Raw genomic sequence first — 19,925 nt, 5'->3', positions numbered from 1 at the left:
CCACGCCCGAACCTGTTGGAGGCGGTCACGAGGGGTGATACGCATTAGCGCGAAGGCACACGATGGAGTGCTACGTCACACCCGGTCAAGACTCTGATGCAGATCAGTTCCACGGAACGCGAAGATTGCCGCCGCAGGCGACTAATACGTATGAGCAGCGAGTATCCGCCCGCATATCGTGCCTACCGTCGTCTCGATGGCGCTGTGGCCCTCGTTCGTGGCCCGCGCCCGGACGAGGGAGCGAAACCCGTGGACAACGACGACACGAACCACTCGCCTCAGATCGGATTCTCCCGACGGAAGCTACTGCGCGGGGCGGGGGCCTCGCTGGCCATGGGCGGCGCCGTGGCCGCCACCGGACTCAACCCGTTCGGCACTCCCGCCGCACACGCGGCACCGGGCGGCTTCCCGGACTACGCCTATTCGGGCATCGCTTTCGACAAGGACTCGCTGCGGTACAACCCGAACGACGAGTTCATCTTCCCATGTATCCGTGGCGTCTACGACCGGCTGTCGAACCCGCTCGGCCGCTATTACCTGTACTACGCCCCGCACGACGAACCCGGCGGTATCTGCCTGGCCTACGCCGATGCCATCGCGGGCCCGTACACGGAGTACACCGGAAATCCGATCGTCTCGAGGTCGTGGGGCTCGCACTACTCGGTCTCGCACGTCTCCTCCCCGCATGTGCTGTGGAACTCCCAGGCCCGGGAGATGTGGCTGTACTTCCACGGCGAGAACAACACGACTCGGCTCGCACGTTCGACCAACGGCATCGACTTCACCTACGACCGCGTCGTCCTGAACAGCTCGATGCTGCCCGCAGGCACCACCGAGACCTCCTACGCGCGGGTGTTCGAGTATCCGATCCCGTCCCGCGGATCCCGTTACGTCATGGTCTTCATGGTCAACGACGCCTCGAATCGGCGTGGCATCGGCTGGGGCTGGTCGGCGGACGGCAGGTCCTGGCAGTTCGCCCAACAGCCCCTGATCCGGCCGCAGGACCTCGGGGTGCGGGACCTCTCCAGCCCGCACGTGCTCGAGCGGGCCGGACGGACCTTCGTCGTCTACCACACCGACGAGGGCCTCATCCGGATCACCGAGGTCGGGCAGGACTTCTCGCGGCGCGATCACCTCGGGGTCTTCCACCGCCCGCTGGCCGGTTTCCCCGACAACGGCCGCAGCGCCGCGCCGTCCTTCGGCACCGACCGAGGTGTCTCGTACATGGTCTACGAGGCCGGACATCGGCTGAACGGCAACATCGCGATCGCCCGTGAACGGGATTGATGCGGTGGTGGCGGAGCACGACGGCCGGGCACCACCGCACCAGGATGTCCGGCCACCGTCGCACACACCTCGCAGACGAACCGCTCGGCGCCGAGAGGTGCTTCCCCGGACCCCAGCGCGCCCCACCCGCGAATCCCGGTCGAAGTTTGATCAGCTGCGCACCGGGTATGGCCAGGGGACATGGCGACGACAGAGCAGACCGACGGTGGGCGGCGAGAGGCACGGCCGGACTTCCGTGCTCGGCACACTGCTCTGCTCACGGGTTGGTCTTCGACAGCGGCGTGTGACTCGTCGCCGGGGACCACCACGCGCCGACAACCTGGACGTGGGAGCGGGGATCCGACATGAAGGCACTGACCTGGCACGGCAGACGCGACGTCCGCATCGAGACGGTGCCGGATCCGGAGCTGCGCGACGCCGACGACATCATCGTCCGCATCACCTCCACCGGGCTGTGTGGTTCGGATCTTCACCTGTACGAGGTGCTCGGGCCGTTCCTGGAACCCGGTGACATCCTCGGTCACGAGCCGATGGGCATCGTCGAGGAGGTCGGCTCGGCGGTGACCTCGGTGCGGCCCGGGGACCGGGTGGTGGTGCCCTTCAACGTCTCCTGTGGCACCTGCTTCATGTGCGAGGGCGGCCTGCACTCCCAATGCGAGACCACCCAGGTTCGCGACATGGGGATGGGCGGCTCCCTGTTCGGCTACACGAAGTTGTACGGCCAGATTCCCGGCGGCCAGGCCGAGTACCTGCGGGTCCCGTTCGGCAACACGTTGCCCATCTCGGTCCCGCAGGGCCCGCCGGACGACCGGTTCGTCTTCCTGTCCGATGTGCTGCCGACCGCGTGGCAGGGCGTGGAGTACGCGGCGATCCCGCAGGGCGGCAGCGTCGTGGTACTCGGACTGGGTCCGATCGGCGACATGGCCGCCCGGATCGCCCTGCATCGCGGCGCCCGGCAGGTGATCGGTGTGGACCGCGTTCCCGAACGCCTGGCCCGAGCGCGCAGTCGAGGCGTGGACACCATCGATCTCCACGACCACGACGACGACCTCGGGGACGCCATCCGAGATCGGACCGAGGGCCGGGGCCCGGACTCGGTGATCGACGCCGTGGGCATGGAGGCGCACGGTTCGCCCGTGGCCAAGATCGCCCATCAGCTCGTCGGTCTCCTGCCCAGCTCGGTGGGGCAGAAGCTGATGCAGACCGGCGGCCTGGACCGGCTGCATGCGCTGTACCAGGCCATCGACATCGTCCGCCGAGGCGGCACGATCTCGCTGTCCGGCGTCTACGGCGGAATGGCCGATCCGCTGCCGATGCTGACCCTGTTCGACAAGCAGATCCAGCTGCGCATGGGCCAGGCCAACGTGCACCGCTGGGTGGACGACCTGCTGCCCCTGCTCGGCGACGACGACCCGCTCGGCGTGGATTCCTTCGCCACCCATCATGTGCCGCTCGATACCGCGCCCGCTGCCTACGCGAAGTTCCAGAAGAAGGAGGACGGGGCCGTGAAGGTGCTGTTCCGGCCCTGAGTGGGAGGTGTCGCGGGGCGTCGAATCGTCTTCGGTGGAAAGGCCGCCGCCGCGCCGGAAGGCGCACGGAAATCGGCTCGGGTCGATCGCTTCAGTGCGACACCGCACCGGAACAGCACGAGGGGATAGGAGACAGCACGATGGGCGGACCCATTCTCATCACCGGAGCAGGCAGCGGCTTCGGTAAGGAAGTCGCGTTGCGGCTGGCAGCGGACAACCACGACGTGATCGCCGGTGTGGAGATCGTTGCCCAGGTCTCCGCAGTGCGCGAGGCGGCGCGGGAGCGCGGTGTGTCATTGCGGGTGGAGAAACTCGATGTGACCGACCCCGGCGATCGGGAACGCGCGTGGACCTGGGACGTAGCGGTGCTGTTGAACAACGCGGGGATCGCCGAAGGCGGGTCGACCGTCGATATTCCGGCCGATCGACTGCGCAGACAATTCGAGGTCAACGTGTTCGGTCCGATCCTGCTCACCCAGGGCATCGCCAAGACGATGGCTCGACGAGGGCGGGGCCGCATCGTCTTCATGTCCTCGGTCGCAGGGCTGACGGTGGACCCGTTCACCGGCGCGTATGCGGGGTCCAAACACGCGGTTGAAGCTTTCGCCGACGCGTTGGACCAGGAACTCGCGGAATTCGGCGTGACCGTGGCGACGATCAACCCCGGGCCGTTCCTCACCGGGTTCAACGACACGATGTTCGAGGCATGGAAGACCTGGCGCGACGAGCCGTCGGAACGGCTGATCGACCACTCGCACCTATCGTTCCCGCACGCGCAGTACGACTCGGAGCCGGTGTTCGAGACAACGGTGCGGGTGCTCCTGGGTGAGGACAGCCGGTACCGACATGTACTGCCTGCGGAGAACGAGGCATCGATACGGCAGCAGGTCGATGCCGGATGGGACAAGCAGCTCAACAACGGAGTCCGGCCCGAAACGGTGCAGGCCGCTCATGACATGACACCCGGGACATCGGTGTCCAGCTGAGCCGCGTTGCGCCGTTCGGAGCGCCGGCCTCGCCTGATAGTGCATTCGGGCCCGTCCCCGAACGATGGGGGCGGGCCCGTCGTCGCCCGCCACCGGCCGGTGACGAGCCACGGCGGCGGCATCGGTCGACAAGCGCGCACCGATCGACGCGGGCCGGTCGGCACGCACGGCGGTCGACGCCCTCGACGAACTGCCGAAGAACCCTGCGGATCTACAGCCGGTAGACCGATCGACCTCGGTGCGGACCGGCGGGCGTGGACGCCGCTGCGATCAGCCGAGAATCGTCTGCGGCTAGGGTGCGATCCGCCGGTTCCGATGTCGTTGGAGCGTTCGAGTTGCCGTTCACCCTGACCCATCCCGCTGCGGTGCTGCCGTTGCTCCGGCCGCCGTTCGTCGCGGCGGCGCTGGTTGCCGGAGCCTTGGCGCCCGACCTGCCGTACTACCTGAGCAACCTCGGTCTGACCTCGACCAGCGCCCAGGACTGGTACGGAGTGCTGTTGCCCAACGCCACCCAGACCCACTCGTTATGGGGACTGGTGCTCAACCTGCCGCTCGCCGTCGCCCTGGTCGTCGTCTACTGGCTGCTGCGCGCCCCGATCAACGGAATACTCCCAGCTGCGATCCGACTCCCGCCCCGCGAGCCGTTGCCGGGCTGGCGGGACAGGGTCCGGTTCGCGATGTGGTTGTTGCTCTCCGCAGGAATCGGGATCGCCACGCACCTGCTGTGGGATCTGCTGACCGTCTCGCTGCTCTTGCAGGCCGCGAGCACCATCGTCGGCGCGGTGGCCACCGGCTGGTATCTGTGGCGCCGTCGCGACCGCGTCCGTGATCCGGTCCGCCGCGAGGAGCGGCTGCGCCCGGCAGTGCGGTGGGGCGTGGTGGCGCTGCTGGTGGCGGTTCCGCTGGCGGCCGCCGCAGTCGGACTCCAGGGCGACTATCAGGGCTTCCGCCAGGTCGAGGTGGTGGACCTCGACAACCCGATCACCATCGACTTCGACGACGGCACGAGCGAGACCACCTACCCGACCACGACGGCCGAGGCCTCGTTCGGGACTCTCGCGGAGGGCATGGTGACGGGAGCGGCCAAGCGGGCGGGCGCGGCGTTCGTGGCCGCCGTCCTGGTGTATGCCGTGGTCTGGCACGTCGTCGCCCGCACGCGTCGATCGACGATGCGCCCCGAGGACGCCGACGCACCGTTGACGCAGTAGTCGGCACCGCACCCGGCAGGCGTCTGTCGTCCTTCGTTGCCCGGTACCCGCGACACCACCGAGGCACGCAGTCGGTAGTCTCCCCGCGTCCGAACAGTCGAATACCCCGCTTGATCAGCGGTTTTCGATCAATCGGTTCGTCAGGGACCGCACGAACGGGGATGGTGGGAGGCCGACATGACCGAGACGACGGTGGCTGCGGTGCTGGCGGAACTCGCCGCCATGGAGGACCCGAAGGCACGGGCGATCAACGAGAGGCACGGCGACGACCACGGGGTGAACCTCGGCAAGCTGCGCGCCCTGGCCAAGCAACTCAAGACCCAGCAGGAGCTCGCACTAAGCCTCTGGAAGACCGGCGGTTCCTCGGCACGGCTGTTGGCGATCCTGATCTGTCGCCCCAAAGCGTTCGAGCGAGCCGAGCTGGACGGCATGTTGCGCGCGGCCCGCACCCCCAAGGTGCAGGACTGGCTGGTGAACTACGTGGTGAAGAAGAGCCCGCACGCCGAGGAGCTGCGGCTGGCCTGGTTCGCGGACGCGGATCCCGTGGTGGCGAGCGCAGGCTGGGCCCTGACCACCGACCGCGTGGCGAAGAAGCCCGAAGGCCTCGACCTCGTCGCGCTGCTCGATGTCATCGAGGCATCGATGCGCGACGCCCCCGCCCGCCTGCAATGGGCGATGAACCACTGCCTGGCGCAGATCGGCATCGAGCACGCCGAACATCGGCAGCGGGCCGTCGCCATCGGCGAGCGGCTGGAAGTGCTCAAGGACTATCCGACGCCGCCCAACTGCACCTCGCCGTTCGCGCCGACCTGGATCGCCGAGATGGTGCGTCGACGGAACCAGGTGGACGGCTAGCCGCCGTCTTCGAGCATCGGTGCAGTTGTGGCTCCGAGGTCGATCTCTCCCCCACCGCATTGCGAGTGCTTACACCCACACCGCTCGCATCTCCGGCCGGCCGCCGCGAGGCGCACGCCCACGGCGGCCGGGGATGATCGTGCTCGGTCACGCCCGCCTATTCCGCCGGCGAACGGGCGTACCGATCGGGCCTAGGCCTCGGCGGATACGGATTCGGAAACGGATTCACTGAGGTGTCGCCATTGCTCGTCCGACTCGGCGAGCCACCGCGCTGCCTGGCCGGCGTACTGCACGGCATCGGCACCCACGAGTAGCCGCAGCGGCGGCTCCGGGAGTTCGACGACCTTTCTGATCAGCTGCGCGACCTTGACCGGGTCGGTGGGCTCCGTACCACCGGCCGTACGGACCATCTCCGCGAAGGCACCGACGGTCTGTTGGTATGGCTCGCTGATCGGCGGGATGGTCATGGACGAACCTGCCCAGTCGGTACGCATACCGCCCGGTTCCAGCACGGTCACCTTCACGCCCAACGGAGCGACCTCCTGGGCGAGCACCGAGGAGAACCCACCCACCGCCCATTTCGCGCTTTGATACGCCGCCAGGCCCGGCGTTGCCAGCCTGCCGCCGAGCGAGGAGATCTGGACGATGTGCCCCGATCCCTGCTTCCGCAGGATCGGCAGCACCGCCTTACTCACGTAAACAACCCCGTAGAAGTTCGTGTCCAGCTGAGCCCGGAAACTGCCCAGCTCGACGTCTTCGACCGAGGCCGCGTCGCCATAACCAGCATTGTTGACGACGACATCGATCCGGCCGAAATGTTGGGAGGCTGCTTCGACGGCGGTGGCAGCGGCCTCGGCGTTCGCCACGTCCAGTTCCAGAGGCAGGATCGCATCCCCGTACCGCTCGACGACTTCGGTGAGTTGGACAGGTCGACGCGCGGTAGCCGCGACCCGGTCACCCGCGGCGAGTGCGTTCTCGACGATCGAGCGACCGAGCCCGCGTGAGCTTCCAGTGACGAACCAGACCTTCGGCATGAACACCCCTCATTAAATGAACGTTTAATCAATAGCGAAGCTAGGCCGCCGTCCCCCGCCTTGTCAAATGAATGCTCAGTCAATAAGCTGGGTGCGTGCGAGTCCGGGACCCCGAGAGCAAGAAGCGTCGACTACTCGACGCCGCCCTGGCCGAGTTCGCCGAGCGCGGTCTCTCCGGCGCTCGCATCGACCGCATCGCCCACCGTGCGCGATGCAGCGCCGGGCTCGTCTACACCTACTTCGGCAGCAAGGAAGACCTGTTCGACGCGGTGCTCGACGACATCACCGCCCGCACCGTCGACCAGGCCCCGATCGACCCACAGGATCTGCCCGGTTACGCCGTCCGGTTGTACGACCTGAGCGCCGCGAACCCGGAAGTGGAGCGGTTCGTCTCCTGGTACCAACTCGAGCGCGCCTCGGGAGGCGACACCGACAGCACGGTGACGGCAGCGATGCGTCAGAAGATCGACGCGGTCGCCGCCGCGCAGGTCGACGGAACCATCAGCTCGCGGTTGGATCCCGCCGAGCTGGTGTTGGCGGTGCAGAGCATTTCCCGCATGTGGTTCACGCAACCCGGCGAGAGCCTTGACGCCGTCGAACCCCATGGCGACCACGCCGCGCGACGCAAGACCATCCGAGACATCGTCTCGGCACTGGTCGATCCGTGACCGCAGGTACCGCGATCGAGAGCACCACCGCACACGTCATTCCGTACCCGTGATGTCGGCAGGCACGGCCGACACCGAGGCCGTCGCCCGCGCCTGCTGCCCGGGCCTTCCTCGACGGTCGCCGCCACCGTCCCAGAGGCAGGTCGGTGGCGGCGCCGAAGCGAATCCGGCGGGCGGAATCAGAAGGAGAACCCAGCCGGGAACGGGTCCGTCGGGTCGAGCAGATACTGGCCCATCCCGGTGACCCAGGCCCGGCCGGTGATGGTGGGGACCACGGCGGGAATGCCTGCCACCTCGGTCTCCCGAACGAGCCTGCCCACGAAACGGCTTCCGATGAACGACTCGTTGACGAAGTCCGTGTTCAACGCCAACTCGCCGCGTTGCCACAGCTCGGCCATCCGGGCGCTGGTGCCGGTGCCGCAGGGTGAGCGGTCGAACCAGCCGGGGTGGATGGCCATCGCATGTTTGGACAGCGTGGCATCGGAGCCGGGTGCGATGAACTCGACGTGATGGCAGTGGTCCACGCCGTCGATGTTCGGGTGTCGCGGTGGGGCCGTCGCGTTGATGGCGGCCATGATGTCCAGTCCGGCCCGCAGGATGTCGTCGGCGCGGGACCGGTCGAAGGGCAGACCGACGTCGTCGAGTCCCACCATGGCGTAGTAGTTGCCACCGAAGGCCAGGCTGTAGGGCACCTCGCCGAGCCCGGGAACCGCGACGACCTGGTCGAGGCGGTCCACGAAGCTCGGCACGTTCTCGATGGTCACCGACTCGGCGTGGCCGTCGGTGACGGCCACCCGGGCGACGACGACCCCCGCCGGGGTGTCCAGGCGGATGACGGTCTCCGGCTCGTTGATCTCGACCATGCCGGTCTCCACCAGCACCGAGGCGACGCCGATCGTCCCGTGCCCGCACATGGGCAGGAAGCCGGAGACCTCGATGAACAGCACGCCCCAGTCACAGTCGGCTCGGGTGCTGGGCTGCAGGATCGCCCCGCTCATCGCGGCGTGGCCCCGGGGTTCGGTCACCAGGAACGTGCGCAGCTCGTCGAGGTGCTCGATGGCATGCAGTCGGCGCTCGTTCATGGTGGCGCCGGGGATGACGCCGACGCCGCCGGTGATGACGCGCGTCGGCATCCCCTCGGTGTGTGAGTCGACCGCGCTGACGGTCCGAACGGATCGCACGGTTGTCGTCCTCCTCCCTGGCGGTGGGCTCAGCGGTTCTTCGTGTAGGCCAGCGCTCGCTCGGTGTCCCTGCGGATCGCCGCCGTGGCCGTTTCGGACAGCGGGCCGCGCGGGGGTCGGGTCACGCCGCCGTAGCTCTCCCCGATCACGTCGATCGAGAGCTTGATGGCCTGGACGAACTCGGTCTTGGAGTCCCAGGCGAACACCGGGACCATGTTGCGGTACAGCTCCCTGGCCTCGTCGATCCGACCCGCCATCACCAGTTCGTACAGCTCGACGGCCTCCCGGGGGAAGGCGTTCGGGTAGCCGGCGAACCAACCGGTCGCACCCGCGACCAGAGATTCGAACAGCAGGTCGTCGGCGCCCGCGATGACCTGCAGGTTCGTCTTGTCGAGGATCTCCATGACGCGTCGCACGTCGCCGGAGAACTCCTTGATCGCCACCAGGTTCTCGAGACCGTCGATCTTGGCGAGCAGGTCGGGGGTGAGGTCGACCTTGGTGTCGAAGGGATTGTTGTAGGCCATGATCGGCAGGCCCACCTCGTTGACCTTCTCGTAGTGCTCGATGATCTCGCGCTCGTTCGCACGGAAGATCGTCGGCGGCAGTAACAGCACCCCGTCCGCACCGTCCTCGGCAGCCAGCTCGGCCCAGTGCTTGGCCTGGTGCCAGCCGACGCCGTGCACACCCGCGACGACGAGTCCTCGGTCACCCACGGTCTCCCTGGCGACCTGGATCACCTTGCGTCGTTCCTCATCGGTGAGCGAGGAGTATTCGCCGAGCGATCCATTCGGACCGACGCCACGGCAACCGTTGTTCATCAGCCAGTCGCAGTGAGCGGCGAACCGGTCGTAGTCCACGGCGAGACCTGCCGGTGCGGCGGGGTCCTCCTTGAAGGCCAGAGTGGTGGCGACGATGACGCCGCCGAGGTCGAACTGGGTGCCGGTCATGAGATGTGCCCTTCCTGTGCAGTCGGGGCGGCCGGGAGCGCCGCCAGTTCCGCGAGACTGATCGGCGCGGCGATGGGCCGATGATCGGTGGAGGTGTCGGTGATGACCCCGTCGGGCACGTTCTGCCCGAGGATGTCCTCGACGTTCCTGCCGCACATCCGGGCCTGGCAGATGCCGAGCCCGGCGCGACTGGTGAGCTTGGTGGAACGCAGCCCCCTGGACCGGGTCGCCGCGATGGTGTCGACGAACTCGCCGTGGGTGACCTCTTCGCAACGACACAGCAGCGTGTCGCGGTCCAGCCAGGCGGTCCAGCCTTTTCGAATGCCGTGGGCCTGTTCGATGCGTGCGGCGAAGCGGACGGCACTCGCCCTGCTGCGGCGGAGTTTGGCCGTGCGGCGGTCGTCGACGGCCCCCGCAGCGGCCAGGCCTGCAAGTGCGCCCTCGGTCTCGGCGGCCTGGGCGCCGCCGATGCCGGTGATCTCGCCCGCGGCGAAGACACCGTCGACACTGGTGCGGCCGTCTACGTCGGTGACGACGAAACGGTCCGGGCCGATCCGGCAGCCCGCCGCGATGGCCAGCTCGATGCGCGGAGTGAAGCCGTGGCTGACGCAGACGGCGTCCACCTCGATGCGCCGTTCGGTGCCGGGCAGCGGCGCCCAGCTCGTATCCAGTTCGGCGACGGTGACGGCTTCGACCCGCTCGTCCCCGTGCGCGGCGATCACCCCGGAACCGGTGATGTAGGGGATGCGGTTCCGCACCTGGCCGAGAACATAGCCGCCCAGTTCCGCGCCCTTGCCCAGCGCAGCGAACAGCTCCCAGGGTCGGGCGGTCCAGTTCTTGGCGAGGACGGGCAACCGGGCTGCCTCGTGGACCCCGACGACGCTGGCGTCGGTATGAGCCAGGGACGCGGCGACCGGCAGCAGGAAGGGACCGGCTCCCGCCACCAGCACCCGCTTACCGACCGCGATCCGCTCGCCTTTCGCGAGCGCCTGCGCGGCGCCTGCGGAGTAGACGCCCGGCAGGTCCCAACCGGGGAATGGCAGGGTTCGGTCGTGTGCCCCGGTGGCCAGCACGAGTGCGTCGGGCAGCAGGGTGCGCGGCGTCCTGGCCCGCCCGTCGGCGGCTCCGATCAGGACGTGCACCCGCAGTCGATCCTCGGTCCGGTCGATCGCCCAGATCTGGGCTCCCGTCACGATTTCGCAGCCGGGGTCGGCGGTCAGCGCAGCACGCAGGGCGAGGAAACGCGACCAGCCGTGGTGCAGTCGCCGTTGTTCGCGGGCCCGTCGTTCTGCCGGGAGATGCCGCCAGTACTGGCCGCCGAGTTCGGCGGCGTCCAGCAGGACGACCGACGCTCCCGCAGTGCGGGCCGCGCGGGCGGCGGCGAGTCCCGCCGGTCCGGCGCCGACGATCACGACCGTCATGACCGGCTCCTCGGGAGTTCGTCGGACTGCCGGGTGACGACGTCGCCTGCTGCGGCACGCCGTTGGCAGGCACGCACGTCGCGCTCGCCGTTGACCGTGACGATGCAGTCGAAGCACACCCCGATCCCGCAGAACACCCCGCGCGGTCGGCCCGCCCGACTGGTCGTGCGCCAGGAATCCCGGCCTGCGGCCAACAGCACGCCCGCCAGGGTCTGACCGGGAACACCGGTGACCGGCTCGCCGTCGACCTCGATGACGAGGGCGGGGCCGTCGGTGCGTCCGATGACGTCCTCGGAATCGGGCACCATGCGCGGGCTCATGCGGCGCCTCCGTTCACAACGAGGTCGGGGGCCACCAAGGGGCGTCCGGTGGGCCGGAAGGGCGTCGGGTCCAGTGGCGCGGGCCCGCCGAACAGGTCGGCGGCGAGCAGTTGCGCGGTGATCACGGAGAGGCCGATGCCTGCGCCCTCGTGTCCGCTCGCATGCCAGAGGCCGGGCAGTCGGGGGTCGGCACCGATGAGCGGCAGGTGGTCGTCGAGGTAGGGGCGGAATCCGCCGTAGGCCCGCATGACCGGGACCGAGGACAGGAACGGGAACAGGGTCACGGCCTTGCGGGCGATCTCGCGGAGCACGTCGACGCGGATGCTCGGATCGAAGCCGACCTGTTCGCGGCTGGATCCGATGAGGACGGTGCCCGCCGCGGTCGATTCGACGACGCTGGAGGTCTGCAGGGCCGCGTCGGCGGACTGGGTCGCGCCGACGTAGTCGCCGTCGTAGACCTTGTGGAAGATCCGGTGCGGCATCCGGGTGGTGACCAAGACCATCCCGCGTCGGGGTCGCACCGCCACCGGCGCGCCGATCCGGTCGGACACCTCGCCGGACCACGGCCCGGCGGCGAGGACGACCGCGTCGGCGGGGATGTCGCCCTGCGAGGTACGCAGGCCGACGAGCCGGTCCCGGCGGCGGATACCACCGAGCACCTCGACGCCGGTGCGGATCTCGGCACCATGGCGGCGGGCGGAGGCCAACAACGCCTCACCCACCGCGACCGGTTGGACCTGGCAGTCCTGTGGGTAGTACACGGCGGCGGTGAAGTCGGGGGTCAGGTCCGGTTCGAGTTCGCGGGCCTGTCGATCGGACACGACCTGGGCGTCCACGCCGGCGGCGCGTTGCTCGGCGGCGAAGTCGATCAGGGGTTGCGCACCCGCCTCCGTGGTGGCCACGACGAGTCCGCCCTTCTTCTCGAACTCGACGGCGGGGAAGGCGGGGCCCAGTTCGTCGGCGAGTTCGGCGACGATGGCGGGCCAGCCCGCGTTCGCGGCCAGGGCCAGGTCCAGTTCGGCGCCGGGTCCCTTGTCGGAGACGAGCAGGTTGCCCTCGCAGGAGGCGCTCGTGCCGGTCATCGCCGGACCCCGGTCGAGGATGCGGACGCGGTGGCCGAGTCTGCTCAGCGTCCGGGCGCAGGCGGCACCGACGATGCCCGCCCCGATCACGACGATCTCGGTCATCCGACCCCCTTCCGCAAGTAATATGTCACATATCTCAAGGGATTATGAGTCCTCTGCCGCAATCTCTCCGCACATCTCAGAGATCGACCACCCGCGCTGGTGGCCCGACGCGGCTCAGGACGCGGAGTTCTCCGCCCGACCGGCCCACCAACCGCTGATGTGGGCGAGATGCTGGTGCATCAAGGACTTCGCCCCCTGCGCGTCGCCCGCCTCTATCCGGTCGAGGAGGAGGTGGTGTTCCGAGGCCGACTCGTCGAGCTGACGCGATTCGAGCATCGTCACCAGCCCGACCAACCGGGTCCGCGACCGCAGGTCGGCGATGATCTGGGTGAGCAGCGGGTTGGCCAGCAGGTCGGTGAGCGCCAGGTGGAACTCCCGGTCCGCCTGAAGATAGGTGTGCAGATCGCTGGTCGCGGCACCGGTGACGATGGCATCGGCGAGTGCGCGGAACCGGGTCATGTCGACCCGGATTCCGCTCGCCGCCAGATCCCGCATCGCCGAGGGCTCCAGGCGCTGCCGAACATCGAGGAGTTGAGCGAGCGCCTCCTCGCTGACCGTCGTGACCCGAAAGCCCTTGTTACGCACCGGGGTCACGAATCCGCGCTTCTCCAGATCGAGCATGGCCTCGCGCACCGGCGTCGCCGACATCTCGTACTGTGCCGCCAACGTCGGCACCGTCAGCAGCGAACCGGGGGCCAACTCCCCCGACACGATCGCCGAGGACAGCGCCTCCTCCACCTGAGCACGCAGACTCAGCTGTCTCTGGATCTTCAAGCCGGACAGGGTTCCTCATCCTCTTCCGCAGCGCAGGTCGACCTGCTGGCCTGGTGATGCCTCGTTTCCCTCAGCGTAGGACGCCGCGTTGGATCACCGTGCGCGGCTTGGTCTCCTCCCACAGCAACGACGCATCGGTGAACGGATCGCCGTCGAAGATCACGAGGTCACCGGTGTGGCCCTGCTCGATCTTGCCGAGATCGGGACGCTGAATGGCCCGCGCGTTCACCGTGGTGGCGGCTCGCAACGTCTCCAGGACCCCGTCGACGTCGACCTGCAGCCGAAGGCCGATGAGCTGATCGTCCTCGAGTTCGCCCATCAGGTCGGAGCCGAAGCCCACCGGAACCCCCGCCGCACGGGCGATCCGGATCGCCTCCTTACCCGCCGCGAGCACCTGCCGGTTCTTGATCTGTCCGACGTCCGAGAGCCCGATCGACGCGCCACGTCGTTCCATCGCGTCGTAGGCGACCAGTGTCGGGATCAGATAGGCGCCCTGTTCGGCCATGATCGCCGCGGCACGTTCGTCCAGCAGGTTTCCGTGCTCGATGGTGCGCACGCCGTTCTCGACCGCGTGGATGATCGCCTCGGGTGGATAGGCGTGCGCGGCGACGTAGCTCCCACGTCGGGCAGCCTCCTCGGTCGCGGCCCGGACCTCGTCGGCGTGGTACTGCAGGTACTGGATCGGGTCCGTCGGCGAGACGACCCCGCCGGAGGCCATGATCTTGATCGCATGCGCCCCGGTGCGGAACCGTTCCCGCACCGCCCTACGCACCGAGTCCGGGCCGTCCACCACCTCGGACAGGTGGGCGTGGGCGACGCAATGATCGAGGTCGCCCTGTCGGGGGTCGCCGTGCCCGCCGGTCTGGCTCAGCGCCGGACCGGTGTAGAGGTATCGCGGCGCGGTCACGTAGCCGGCGTCGATCGCCTTGGCCAGCCCGGCGTCTCCCCCTGCGACGTCGCGCACGGTGGTGAACCCCCGGAACAGCGCACGAGTCAGTCGGTCGGCGCCCACCAGCGAGACGTAGCTCAGCGGCGAGGATTCGATCGCCATGACGTCGATGCTGGTTCCGTAGGCGTGGAAGTGCGCGTCGATGAGCCCGGGCGACACCGTCCGCCCGCCCGCGTCGAAGATTTCCCCGGTGCGCGGCAGGTCCTTGCCCACCTCCGCGATGGCCCCGTCGACGACGGAGATCTCGCTCGCGTCGTCGAGGATGCGTTCGCCGTCGAAGATCCGAGCGCCGACCACGGTGATCGTTCCGGTCGCCGCGTTCCTGGCGTTCGTCATGCGCGTTCCTCACTCTCGCGGTCGGCGGCCCGGACGCGGATCGCCCGGCCGATCTCGTCCTCCAGCACGGCCAGCGGCACGCTGCCGAGCCCGAGAACGGCATCGTGGAACCAGCGGATGTCGAAGTCCCGGCCCAGGGTGTCCTCGGCGAGCCGCCGCAGACGGGTGACCGTGGACTGACCGATGAAATAGGCGGTGGCCTGGCCGGGCCACGCGATGTACCGGTCGATCTCGGTGACGATCTCGTGCTCGGCGATGGCGGTGTTGCTCCGCAGGAACTCCTGGGCCCGTTCCCGACTCCAACCGAAGGCGTGCATGCCCGGGTCGACGACCAACCGCACCGCCCGCCACATCTGGAAACTCAGCATGCCCATCATCTCGAAGGGATCGCGGTACATGCCCATCTCCACGCCCAGCCGCTCGGTGTAGAGGGCCCAGCCCTCGCCGTAGGCGGAGATGTAGACGTGACGGCGGAAGGCAGGCAGGTCCGCCAGCTCGCTGGCCAGCGCGATCTGGAAGCAGTGCCCCGGTGCGGCCTCGTGGAGCGTGAGCGCGCAGAGGGAGTACAGCGGTCGAGCGGGCAGGTTGTAGGTGTTCAACGTGTACCGGTCGATCCCACCCCGACCGAAGGTGTAGAACGGTGCGAGGGCAGGCGGCGGTTCGACGATCCCGAAGCGCCGCATTGGAACGCGACCGAAGTACTCGTGGACCACCCCGTCGAAGCGCTTCGCGTGCCAGGCGGCCTCCTTGAGCAGGTCCTCCGGCGTGGTGGCATAGAACCGGGAGTCGGTGCGCATGAACTCCAGCATCCTGGCCACATCGCCGTCGAAACCCGCCTCGTGGGCGACCGCGACCATCTCCGCGCGGATGGCGGCGACGCTCTCCTCGCCGAGGGCGAAGATCTCCTCCGGGCTCAGCTGTGTGGTGTTGTACTCGGCGAGCTGGGCCAGGTAGTACTCCCGACCGCCCGGGCCCGCCGTGGCGGCGATCTCCTCGGGCAACCTCGGCAGATACTCCTCGTCGAGGAATCGCAGCAGTTCGGCGTGGGCGGGAATCACCTCGGAACCGATGACCGCCATGGCGCGTGCGACCAGCGCATCGTCGACGATGCCCGACTCGCGGGCTTGCCGGAAGGGCGCGGCGTAGCGGGTCTCCTCCGGCGAACTGGCAGAGGAGACCGATCGCACCGGGTCGGACCGGCCCGCCATCGATACCCGGGGCGGAGCGAAGCCCCGGGCCAGACCCGTTCGCATGTTCTCGATGTGCTGGTCGAACCAGCGGGGCAGTTCCGCGAGTTGAGTGAGGAACGCCTCGGCCTCGGTCTCGTCGCGCAGCACGACGTTCGCCCGGTCGGCATGCGTCGTCCAGAACGCCGTGTCGGCGTTGGCGGGCCGCTCGAACTGTCGATGCTCGACCCCGGAGACCAGCGTCTGGACCTGCTGCACGTACACCGCGAGGTCCACGCGCGTCTGATCGTCGAGCTCCGCCACATCCAGGGCACGGACCTCCGTCAAAACAGCGTGCCAGTGCGCCGCCCGCCGCTGGTGTGCCTCGGGACTCTCGTCGGGCAGGAAGTCGTCGACGCCGAGAGCGGAACCGTAATGTTGGCGGCCCAACTCGCCGAGCCGCCACTGCCATTCCCGTTCGCTGATCGTCCGGAAGGTCTCGGCGGCGGTCATGTCAGTCCTGGCCATCTCGTGCCGTCCATTCTCTTCTCCGTCTCTCCCACTCGGGGTTGATGCGAGGCACGGCCGCCAGTAGCGCCCGCGTGTACTCCTCCTTCGGTGTGTCGAAGATCTGGTCGCGGGTGCCCTGCTCGACCACCCGCCCGCCGCTCATCACCGCGACCCGGTCGGCGAGTCGTCGCACGACCGCGAGGTCGTGGGCGATGAAGACGTAGCTGAGCCCGAGGTCGCGTTGCAGGTCGCGCAGCAGGTCGATGACCTGCGCCTGAACCGACACGTCCAGCGCGGAGACCGCCTCATCGCAGATCACCACCTTGGGGTTGACGGCCAGGGCACGGGCGATCCCGATGCGCTGGGCCTGTCCGCCGGAGAACTGGTGCGGATAGCGGGTGGAGTGATCGGGGTTCAGACCGACCCGTTCCAACAGCTCCTTGCAGATCCGCGCGGTGTCCTTGCGCTGCCCGAGCCGTTGGTAGAGCAGCGGAGCCGTGATGATCCGTTCGACGTTGTGTCGCGGATTCAGCGAGGAGAACGGGTCCTGGAACACCACCTGCACCGTGCGGCGGAAGTTCCGCAACCGCGCCGGGGGCGCGGTGGTCACGTCCTCGCCCTCGAGTTCGATCGTTCCCGAGGTCGGATCGTCGAGGCGGGCCAGTAGGCGGGCCGTGGTCGATTTGCCGCTTCCGGACTCCCCGACGACGGCGAGGGTCTCCGATTCGCCGACCTCGAGGCTCACCTCGTCCACGGCCCGGAAGGGGGTACCTCGCCTGCCGCCGGGGGTGAACTCCCGGACCAGCTGACGGCCGGACAGGATCGGGACGTTCATGAGCCGTCCTCCTCGGCCTCGTCGATGCGTGGCGTCGCATCGAGCAGGTGTCGGGTGTAGGCGTCCCTCGGTTGGGAGAACACCTGTTCGGCGGTGCCCGCCTCCATCTGGCGACCGTCGCGGAGCACGAGGACGTCGTGCGCGACCTCGCTCACCACGGCGAGGTCGTGGGTGATGAAGAGCATCCCGACCCCGGTGTCGCGCTGGAGGTCGGTGAGCAGTCGCAGGATCTGCGCCTGCACCGTCACGTCGAGCGCGGTGGTCGGCTCGTCGGCGATGATCAGGTCCGGCTCGCACACCAGCGCCATCGCGATCATGATCCGCTGCCGCATCCCGCCGGAGAACTGGTGCGGATAGTGGTCGAACCGCCGCTGCGGCTCGCGGATGCTGACCCGCTCCATCGCCTCGACCGCGACCTTCTTGGCCTGCGCGGAGGTGGCCTGTCGATGCGCGCGATAGGCCTCGGCGATCTGGAATCCGACGGTGTAATACGGATTCAGCGAGGACAGCGGGTCCTGGAAGATCATTCCGATCCGATCGCCACGGATCGCCCGTAACTGCCGATCGGACTGTTGCAGCAGTTCCTGGTCGCCGAAGCGGATCGAGCCCGAGGCGATGGCCTCGGGTGGGAGCAGACCCATGATGGCCAGCGAGGTCATCGACTTGCCCGAACCGGATTCCCCGACCACGCCGAGGGTTCGGCCCGCTCGTAGGGAGAACGAGAGGTCGTCGACGACGACGTCGGTGGGCTCGGGTCCGAAGGCGACGCTCAATCCGGTGACGCACAGCAGCTCGTCGGCCTCGGCCGTCGATACGGCGTTCATCGGGTCCCCTTCCTCACACGCGGGTCCAACAGGGGGTACAGCAGGTCGACGACGATGTTCATCAGCACCACCGCGGCACCCGCGAGGAGGGTGACGCCCATGATGACGGGCTGGTCGTTGGTGCCGATGGCGTCGTAGGCGAGCTTGCCGACGCCGTTGAGGCCGAACACCGTCTCCGTGATCAGGGCGCCGCCGAGCAGTGCCGCGAAGTCCATGCCGAACAGGGTCGCGACCGGGGTCAGCGACGGCCGCAAGGCATGGCGCGTCAACAGCTTCCCGTTGGACAGCCCCTTGGCGCGCGCCGTGCGAACGTAGTTCTCCGACAGCGTCTCGATCACATTCGCCCTGGTCATCCGCGTGTACATCGCGGCGTACATGATGGAGAGCACGATCCAGGGCATGAGGTAGGTCTGGAACCACCGCAGCGGATCCTCGCCGAAGGCCACCACGGTCGGGAACGGCAGCACCTCCAACTGGACGACGAGCAGCCATTGCAGGATCAGCGCGACGAAGTAGTTGGGCAGCGCGATCCCGCCCAGGGCGAGTCCGGTGGCTCCCCGGTCCCACCAGGTGCCCGCCTTCACGGCGCTGAGCAGCCCGGCGCCGACGCCCACCAGCAGCCACAGCAGCGCGGCACCGATGGCGATGGTGACCGTGACGTCGATGCGGTCGCCGATCATGGTCATCACCGACTGCCGGGTCTGGAAGCTGTAGCCCAGACAGGGCGCCTCGCACATGATCGCCGTCGGGCCCTCGCCGTAGGTGCGACCGACGAAGATCCCGGCGAGGAAGACCCAGAACTGCACCCAGAACGGGTCCTCCAACCCGAGTCTGGTGCGGATGTCCTCGATGCGATCCGGGGTACACGTCTGACCGCAGATGCTCAGCGCGGGATCCGGGGTGAGGACGAAGAACACCACGAACGTGAAGAAGACGACGGCCAGGAGAACGAACACCGCGCTCACGAGTCGTCTGGCGATATAGAGAGGCATCAGCGCTGTGTCCTCCTCTGCAGAGTCGCCTGCAGGGCGTCACCGATCACCATGAACGACAGCACGGTCAGGGTGAGGAACAGGCCCGGGATCATGAAGAACATCGGATCGGCGGCGTACCAGGGAACCGCGGAGGCGATCATCTGCCCCCAGGACGCGGTGGGCGGCTGCACACCGACGCCGAGGAAGGACAGTCCCGCCTCCGTCGCGATGAACGTGGGCACCGACAGCGTCGCCATCACCGTGATCGTGCCGACCAGGTTCGGCAGCACCTCGCGGAACACGATGGCGATCCGGCTCGCTCCCGAGGACCGCGCCGCCTCGACGAACTCGCGCTGGGCGATCGACATGGTCTGTCCCCGCACCACGCGGGCGGTGGACGGCCAGCCGAACAGGGCCAGCACGGCCACCAGCAGTACCGGCCGATTGCCCTGTGGGAGTGCCGAGAGGATGGCGATCATGAAGATCAGCGCGGGGAAGGCCATCAGGAAATCCATGACCCGCGAGACGATCTGATCGACGATCCCGCCGAAGAACCCGGCGAGCACCCCGAACACCACGCCGAGCGTCGTGGTGACCACGGCCGCGCTCACCGCGATCGTCAGCGACACCTGTGCGCCGTAGACGATGCGGGCGAAGATGTCTCGACCGTTGAGCGGTTCGACTCCGAACCAGTGTTCGGGGCTCATCCCACCGAACGATCCGATGGGCAGACCGCCTCGGATGGCGTCGATCTTGTCCTCGTGGAACTCGTACGGACCCGATCCGCTGATCGTGGTCAGCAGCGGCGCGAAGACCGCCATGAGGACCACGGCACCGAGGAACACGAAGGAGGCGATCACGGCGGGGCGTCGCCATCGACTGCCCTTGCGCCTGCGCGCGGCCTGACCGGTGAATGTCTGTGTGGTCATCGCCA

At 68.3% G+C, this 19,925-nt stretch carries 19 protein-coding genes; 6 read left to right on the top strand and 13 right to left on the bottom strand.

Annotated features, from left to right (window positions below):
• The first annotated feature begins 249 nt into the window (after positions 1 to 249).
• From BKA25_RS27790 to BKA25_RS12475, 5 genes are all read left to right on the top strand, one after another.
• On the top strand, positions 250 to 1,287 hold the full coding sequence (locus tag BKA25_RS27790; RefSeq protein ID WP_236750271.1) for a glycoside hydrolase family protein: 1,038 nt from the start codon (positions 250 to 252) through the stop codon (positions 1,285 to 1,287).
• 344 nt (positions 1,288 to 1,631) lie between these two features.
• Positions 1,632 to 2,816 carry an alcohol dehydrogenase catalytic domain-containing protein gene (locus tag BKA25_RS12490; RefSeq protein ID WP_069849645.1) on the top strand — a complete coding sequence of 395 codons (1,185 nt, stop codon included), beginning with the start codon at positions 1,632 to 1,634 and terminating at the stop codon, positions 2,814 to 2,816.
• A gap of 140 nt (positions 2,817 to 2,956) precedes the next feature.
• On the top strand, positions 2,957 to 3,802 hold the full coding sequence (locus tag BKA25_RS12485; protein WP_069849647.1) for an SDR family oxidoreductase: 846 nt from the start codon (positions 2,957 to 2,959) through the stop codon (positions 3,800 to 3,802).
• A 335-nt stretch (positions 3,803 to 4,137) separates the two neighbouring features.
• Positions 4,138 to 5,010, top strand: coding sequence for a DUF4184 family protein (locus BKA25_RS12480; protein ID WP_069853718.1), 873 nt, complete (start codon positions 4,138 to 4,140; stop codon positions 5,008 to 5,010).
• 177 nt (positions 5,011 to 5,187) lie between these two features.
• Positions 5,188 to 5,865 carry a DNA alkylation repair protein gene (locus BKA25_RS12475; RefSeq protein WP_069849649.1) on the top strand — a complete coding sequence of 226 codons (678 nt, stop codon included), beginning with the start codon at positions 5,188 to 5,190 and terminating at the stop codon, positions 5,863 to 5,865.
• Between the two features lie 191 nt (positions 5,866 to 6,056).
• On the opposite strand, the gene BKA25_RS12470 is transcribed toward BKA25_RS12475, so the two are convergent.
• Positions 6,057 to 6,899 (bottom strand): SDR family NAD(P)-dependent oxidoreductase, encoded by an 843-nt coding sequence (locus tag BKA25_RS12470; RefSeq protein ID WP_069853719.1) that lies wholly within the window; start codon positions 6,897 to 6,899, stop codon positions 6,057 to 6,059.
• A gap of 95 nt (positions 6,900 to 6,994) precedes the next feature.
• Here BKA25_RS12470 and BKA25_RS28380 point away from each other — a divergent pair, with 95 nt between their 5' ends.
• On the top strand, positions 6,995 to 7,567 hold the full coding sequence (locus tag BKA25_RS28380) for a TetR/AcrR family transcriptional regulator (protein ID WP_069849651.1): 573 nt from the start codon (positions 6,995 to 6,997) through the stop codon (positions 7,565 to 7,567).
• A 179-nt stretch (positions 7,568 to 7,746) separates the two neighbouring features.
• Here BKA25_RS28380 and BKA25_RS12460 read toward each other — a convergent pair whose 3' ends face one another.
• The 12 genes from BKA25_RS12460 to BKA25_RS12405 all read right to left on the bottom strand — a co-directional run bounded on the left by BKA25_RS12460 (position 7,747) and on the right by BKA25_RS12405 (position 19,920).
• A complete protein-coding gene (locus BKA25_RS12460) occupies positions 7,747 to 8,748 on the bottom strand; it encodes a proline racemase family protein (protein WP_069849653.1) in 1,002 nt (333 codons plus the stop codon).
• A gap of 29 nt (positions 8,749 to 8,777) precedes the next feature.
• Positions 8,778 to 9,695, bottom strand: coding sequence for a dihydrodipicolinate synthase family protein (locus BKA25_RS12455; RefSeq protein ID WP_069849655.1), 918 nt, complete (start codon positions 9,693 to 9,695; stop codon positions 8,778 to 8,780).
• Positions 9,692 to 11,116 (bottom strand): FAD-dependent oxidoreductase, encoded by a 1,425-nt coding sequence (locus BKA25_RS12450; protein WP_069849657.1) that lies wholly within the window; start codon positions 11,114 to 11,116, stop codon positions 9,692 to 9,694. Before BKA25_RS12450 ends, BKA25_RS12455 begins: the two co-directional genes overlap by 4 nt.
• Positions 11,113 to 11,424, bottom strand: a complete 312-nt coding sequence (locus tag BKA25_RS12445) for a (2Fe-2S)-binding protein (protein ID WP_375791883.1) — start codon at positions 11,422 to 11,424, stop codon at positions 11,113 to 11,115. The genes BKA25_RS12450 and BKA25_RS12445 overlap by 4 nt, the downstream gene beginning before the upstream one ends.
• 8 nt (positions 11,425 to 11,432) lie before the next feature.
• On the bottom strand, positions 11,433 to 12,623 hold the full coding sequence (locus BKA25_RS12440; protein WP_069849660.1) for an NAD(P)/FAD-dependent oxidoreductase: 1,191 nt from the start codon (positions 12,621 to 12,623) through the stop codon (positions 11,433 to 11,435).
• Positions 12,624 to 12,737: 114 nt separating this feature from the next.
• Positions 12,738 to 13,397: a GntR family transcriptional regulator gene (locus BKA25_RS12435; protein WP_236750272.1), complete on the bottom strand. Its 660-nt coding sequence runs from the start codon at positions 13,395 to 13,397 to the stop codon at positions 12,738 to 12,740.
• Between the two features lie 70 nt (positions 13,398 to 13,467).
• Positions 13,468 to 14,682, bottom strand: coding sequence for a metal-dependent hydrolase family protein (locus BKA25_RS12430; RefSeq protein WP_069849664.1), 1,215 nt, complete (start codon positions 14,680 to 14,682; stop codon positions 13,468 to 13,470).
• On the bottom strand, positions 14,679 to 16,376 hold the full coding sequence (locus BKA25_RS12425) for a DUF885 domain-containing protein (protein ID WP_084643032.1): 1,698 nt from the start codon (positions 16,374 to 16,376) through the stop codon (positions 14,679 to 14,681). Before BKA25_RS12425 ends, BKA25_RS12430 begins: the two co-directional genes overlap by 4 nt.
• Positions 16,363 to 17,193, bottom strand: coding sequence for an ATP-binding cassette domain-containing protein (locus BKA25_RS27775; protein ID WP_069849667.1), 831 nt, complete (start codon positions 17,191 to 17,193; stop codon positions 16,363 to 16,365). Before BKA25_RS27775 ends, BKA25_RS12425 begins: the two co-directional genes overlap by 14 nt.
• Positions 17,190 to 18,017 (bottom strand): ABC transporter ATP-binding protein, encoded by an 828-nt coding sequence (locus tag BKA25_RS27770; protein WP_069849669.1) that lies wholly within the window; start codon positions 18,015 to 18,017, stop codon positions 17,190 to 17,192. The genes BKA25_RS27775 and BKA25_RS27770 overlap by 4 nt, the downstream gene beginning before the upstream one ends.
• Positions 18,014 to 19,009, bottom strand: coding sequence for an ABC transporter permease (locus tag BKA25_RS12410; RefSeq protein ID WP_069849671.1), 996 nt, complete (start codon positions 19,007 to 19,009; stop codon positions 18,014 to 18,016). The genes BKA25_RS27770 and BKA25_RS12410 overlap by 4 nt, the downstream gene beginning before the upstream one ends.
• Positions 19,009 to 19,920, bottom strand: coding sequence for an ABC transporter permease (locus BKA25_RS12405; protein WP_236750273.1), 912 nt, complete (start codon positions 19,918 to 19,920; stop codon positions 19,009 to 19,011). Before BKA25_RS12405 ends, BKA25_RS12410 begins: the two co-directional genes overlap by 1 nt.
• Positions 19,921 to 19,925 lie beyond the last annotated feature (5 nt).

The organism is Actinoalloteichus hymeniacidonis, assembly GCF_014203365.1.
Lineage (GTDB): Bacteria > Actinomycetota > Actinomycetes > Mycobacteriales > Pseudonocardiaceae > Actinoalloteichus_A > Actinoalloteichus_A hymeniacidonis.
Note: the sequence above shows the minus strand (reverse complement) of the source record. Positions and strands in the feature narration are given on the sequence as shown.

What these genes read in the sequence shown, in the direction of transcription:
- BKA25_RS12470 (WP_069853719.1), bottom strand. Translation starts at nt 6,899, where the DNA reads ATGCCGAAGGTCTGGTTCGTCACTGGAAGCTCACGCGGGCTCGGTCGC.
- BKA25_RS12490 (WP_069849645.1), top strand. Translation starts at nt 1,632, where the DNA reads ATGAAGGCACTGACCTGGCACGGCAGACGCGACGTCCGCATCGAGACG.
- BKA25_RS27770 (WP_069849669.1), bottom strand. Translation starts at nt 18,017, where the DNA reads ATGAACGCCGTATCGACGGCCGAGGCCGACGAGCTGCTGTGCGTCACC.
- BKA25_RS12410 (WP_069849671.1), bottom strand. Translation starts at nt 19,009, where the DNA reads ATGCCTCTCTATATCGCCAGACGACTCGTGAGCGCGGTGTTCGTTCTC.
- BKA25_RS12455 (WP_069849655.1), bottom strand. Translation starts at nt 9,695, where the DNA reads ATGACCGGCACCCAGTTCGACCTCGGCGGCGTCATCGTCGCCACCACT.
- BKA25_RS27775 (WP_069849667.1), bottom strand. Translation starts at nt 17,193, where the DNA reads ATGAACGTCCCGATCCTGTCCGGCCGTCAGCTGGTCCGGGAGTTCACC.
- BKA25_RS12445 (WP_375791883.1), bottom strand. Translation starts at nt 11,424, where the DNA reads ATGGTGCCCGATTCCGAGGACGTCATCGGACGCACCGACGGCCCCGCC.
- BKA25_RS12485 (WP_069849647.1), top strand. Translation starts at nt 2,957, where the DNA reads ATGGGCGGACCCATTCTCATCACCGGAGCAGGCAGCGGCTTCGGTAAG.
- BKA25_RS12440 (WP_069849660.1), bottom strand. Translation starts at nt 12,623, where the DNA reads ATGACCGAGATCGTCGTGATCGGGGCGGGCATCGTCGGTGCCGCCTGC.
- BKA25_RS12425 (WP_084643032.1), bottom strand. Translation starts at nt 16,376, where the DNA reads ATGGCCAGGACTGACATGACCGCCGCCGAGACCTTCCGGACGATCAGC.
- BKA25_RS12475 (WP_069849649.1), top strand. Translation starts at nt 5,188, where the DNA reads ATGACCGAGACGACGGTGGCTGCGGTGCTGGCGGAACTCGCCGCCATG.
- BKA25_RS12450 (WP_069849657.1), bottom strand. Translation starts at nt 11,116, where the DNA reads ATGACGGTCGTGATCGTCGGCGCCGGACCGGCGGGACTCGCCGCCGCC.
- BKA25_RS12430 (WP_069849664.1), bottom strand. Translation starts at nt 14,682, where the DNA reads ATGACGAACGCCAGGAACGCGGCGACCGGAACGATCACCGTGGTCGGC.
- BKA25_RS12405 (WP_236750273.1), bottom strand. Translation starts at nt 19,920, where the DNA reads ATGACCACACAGACATTCACCGGTCAGGCCGCGCGCAGGCGCAAGGGC.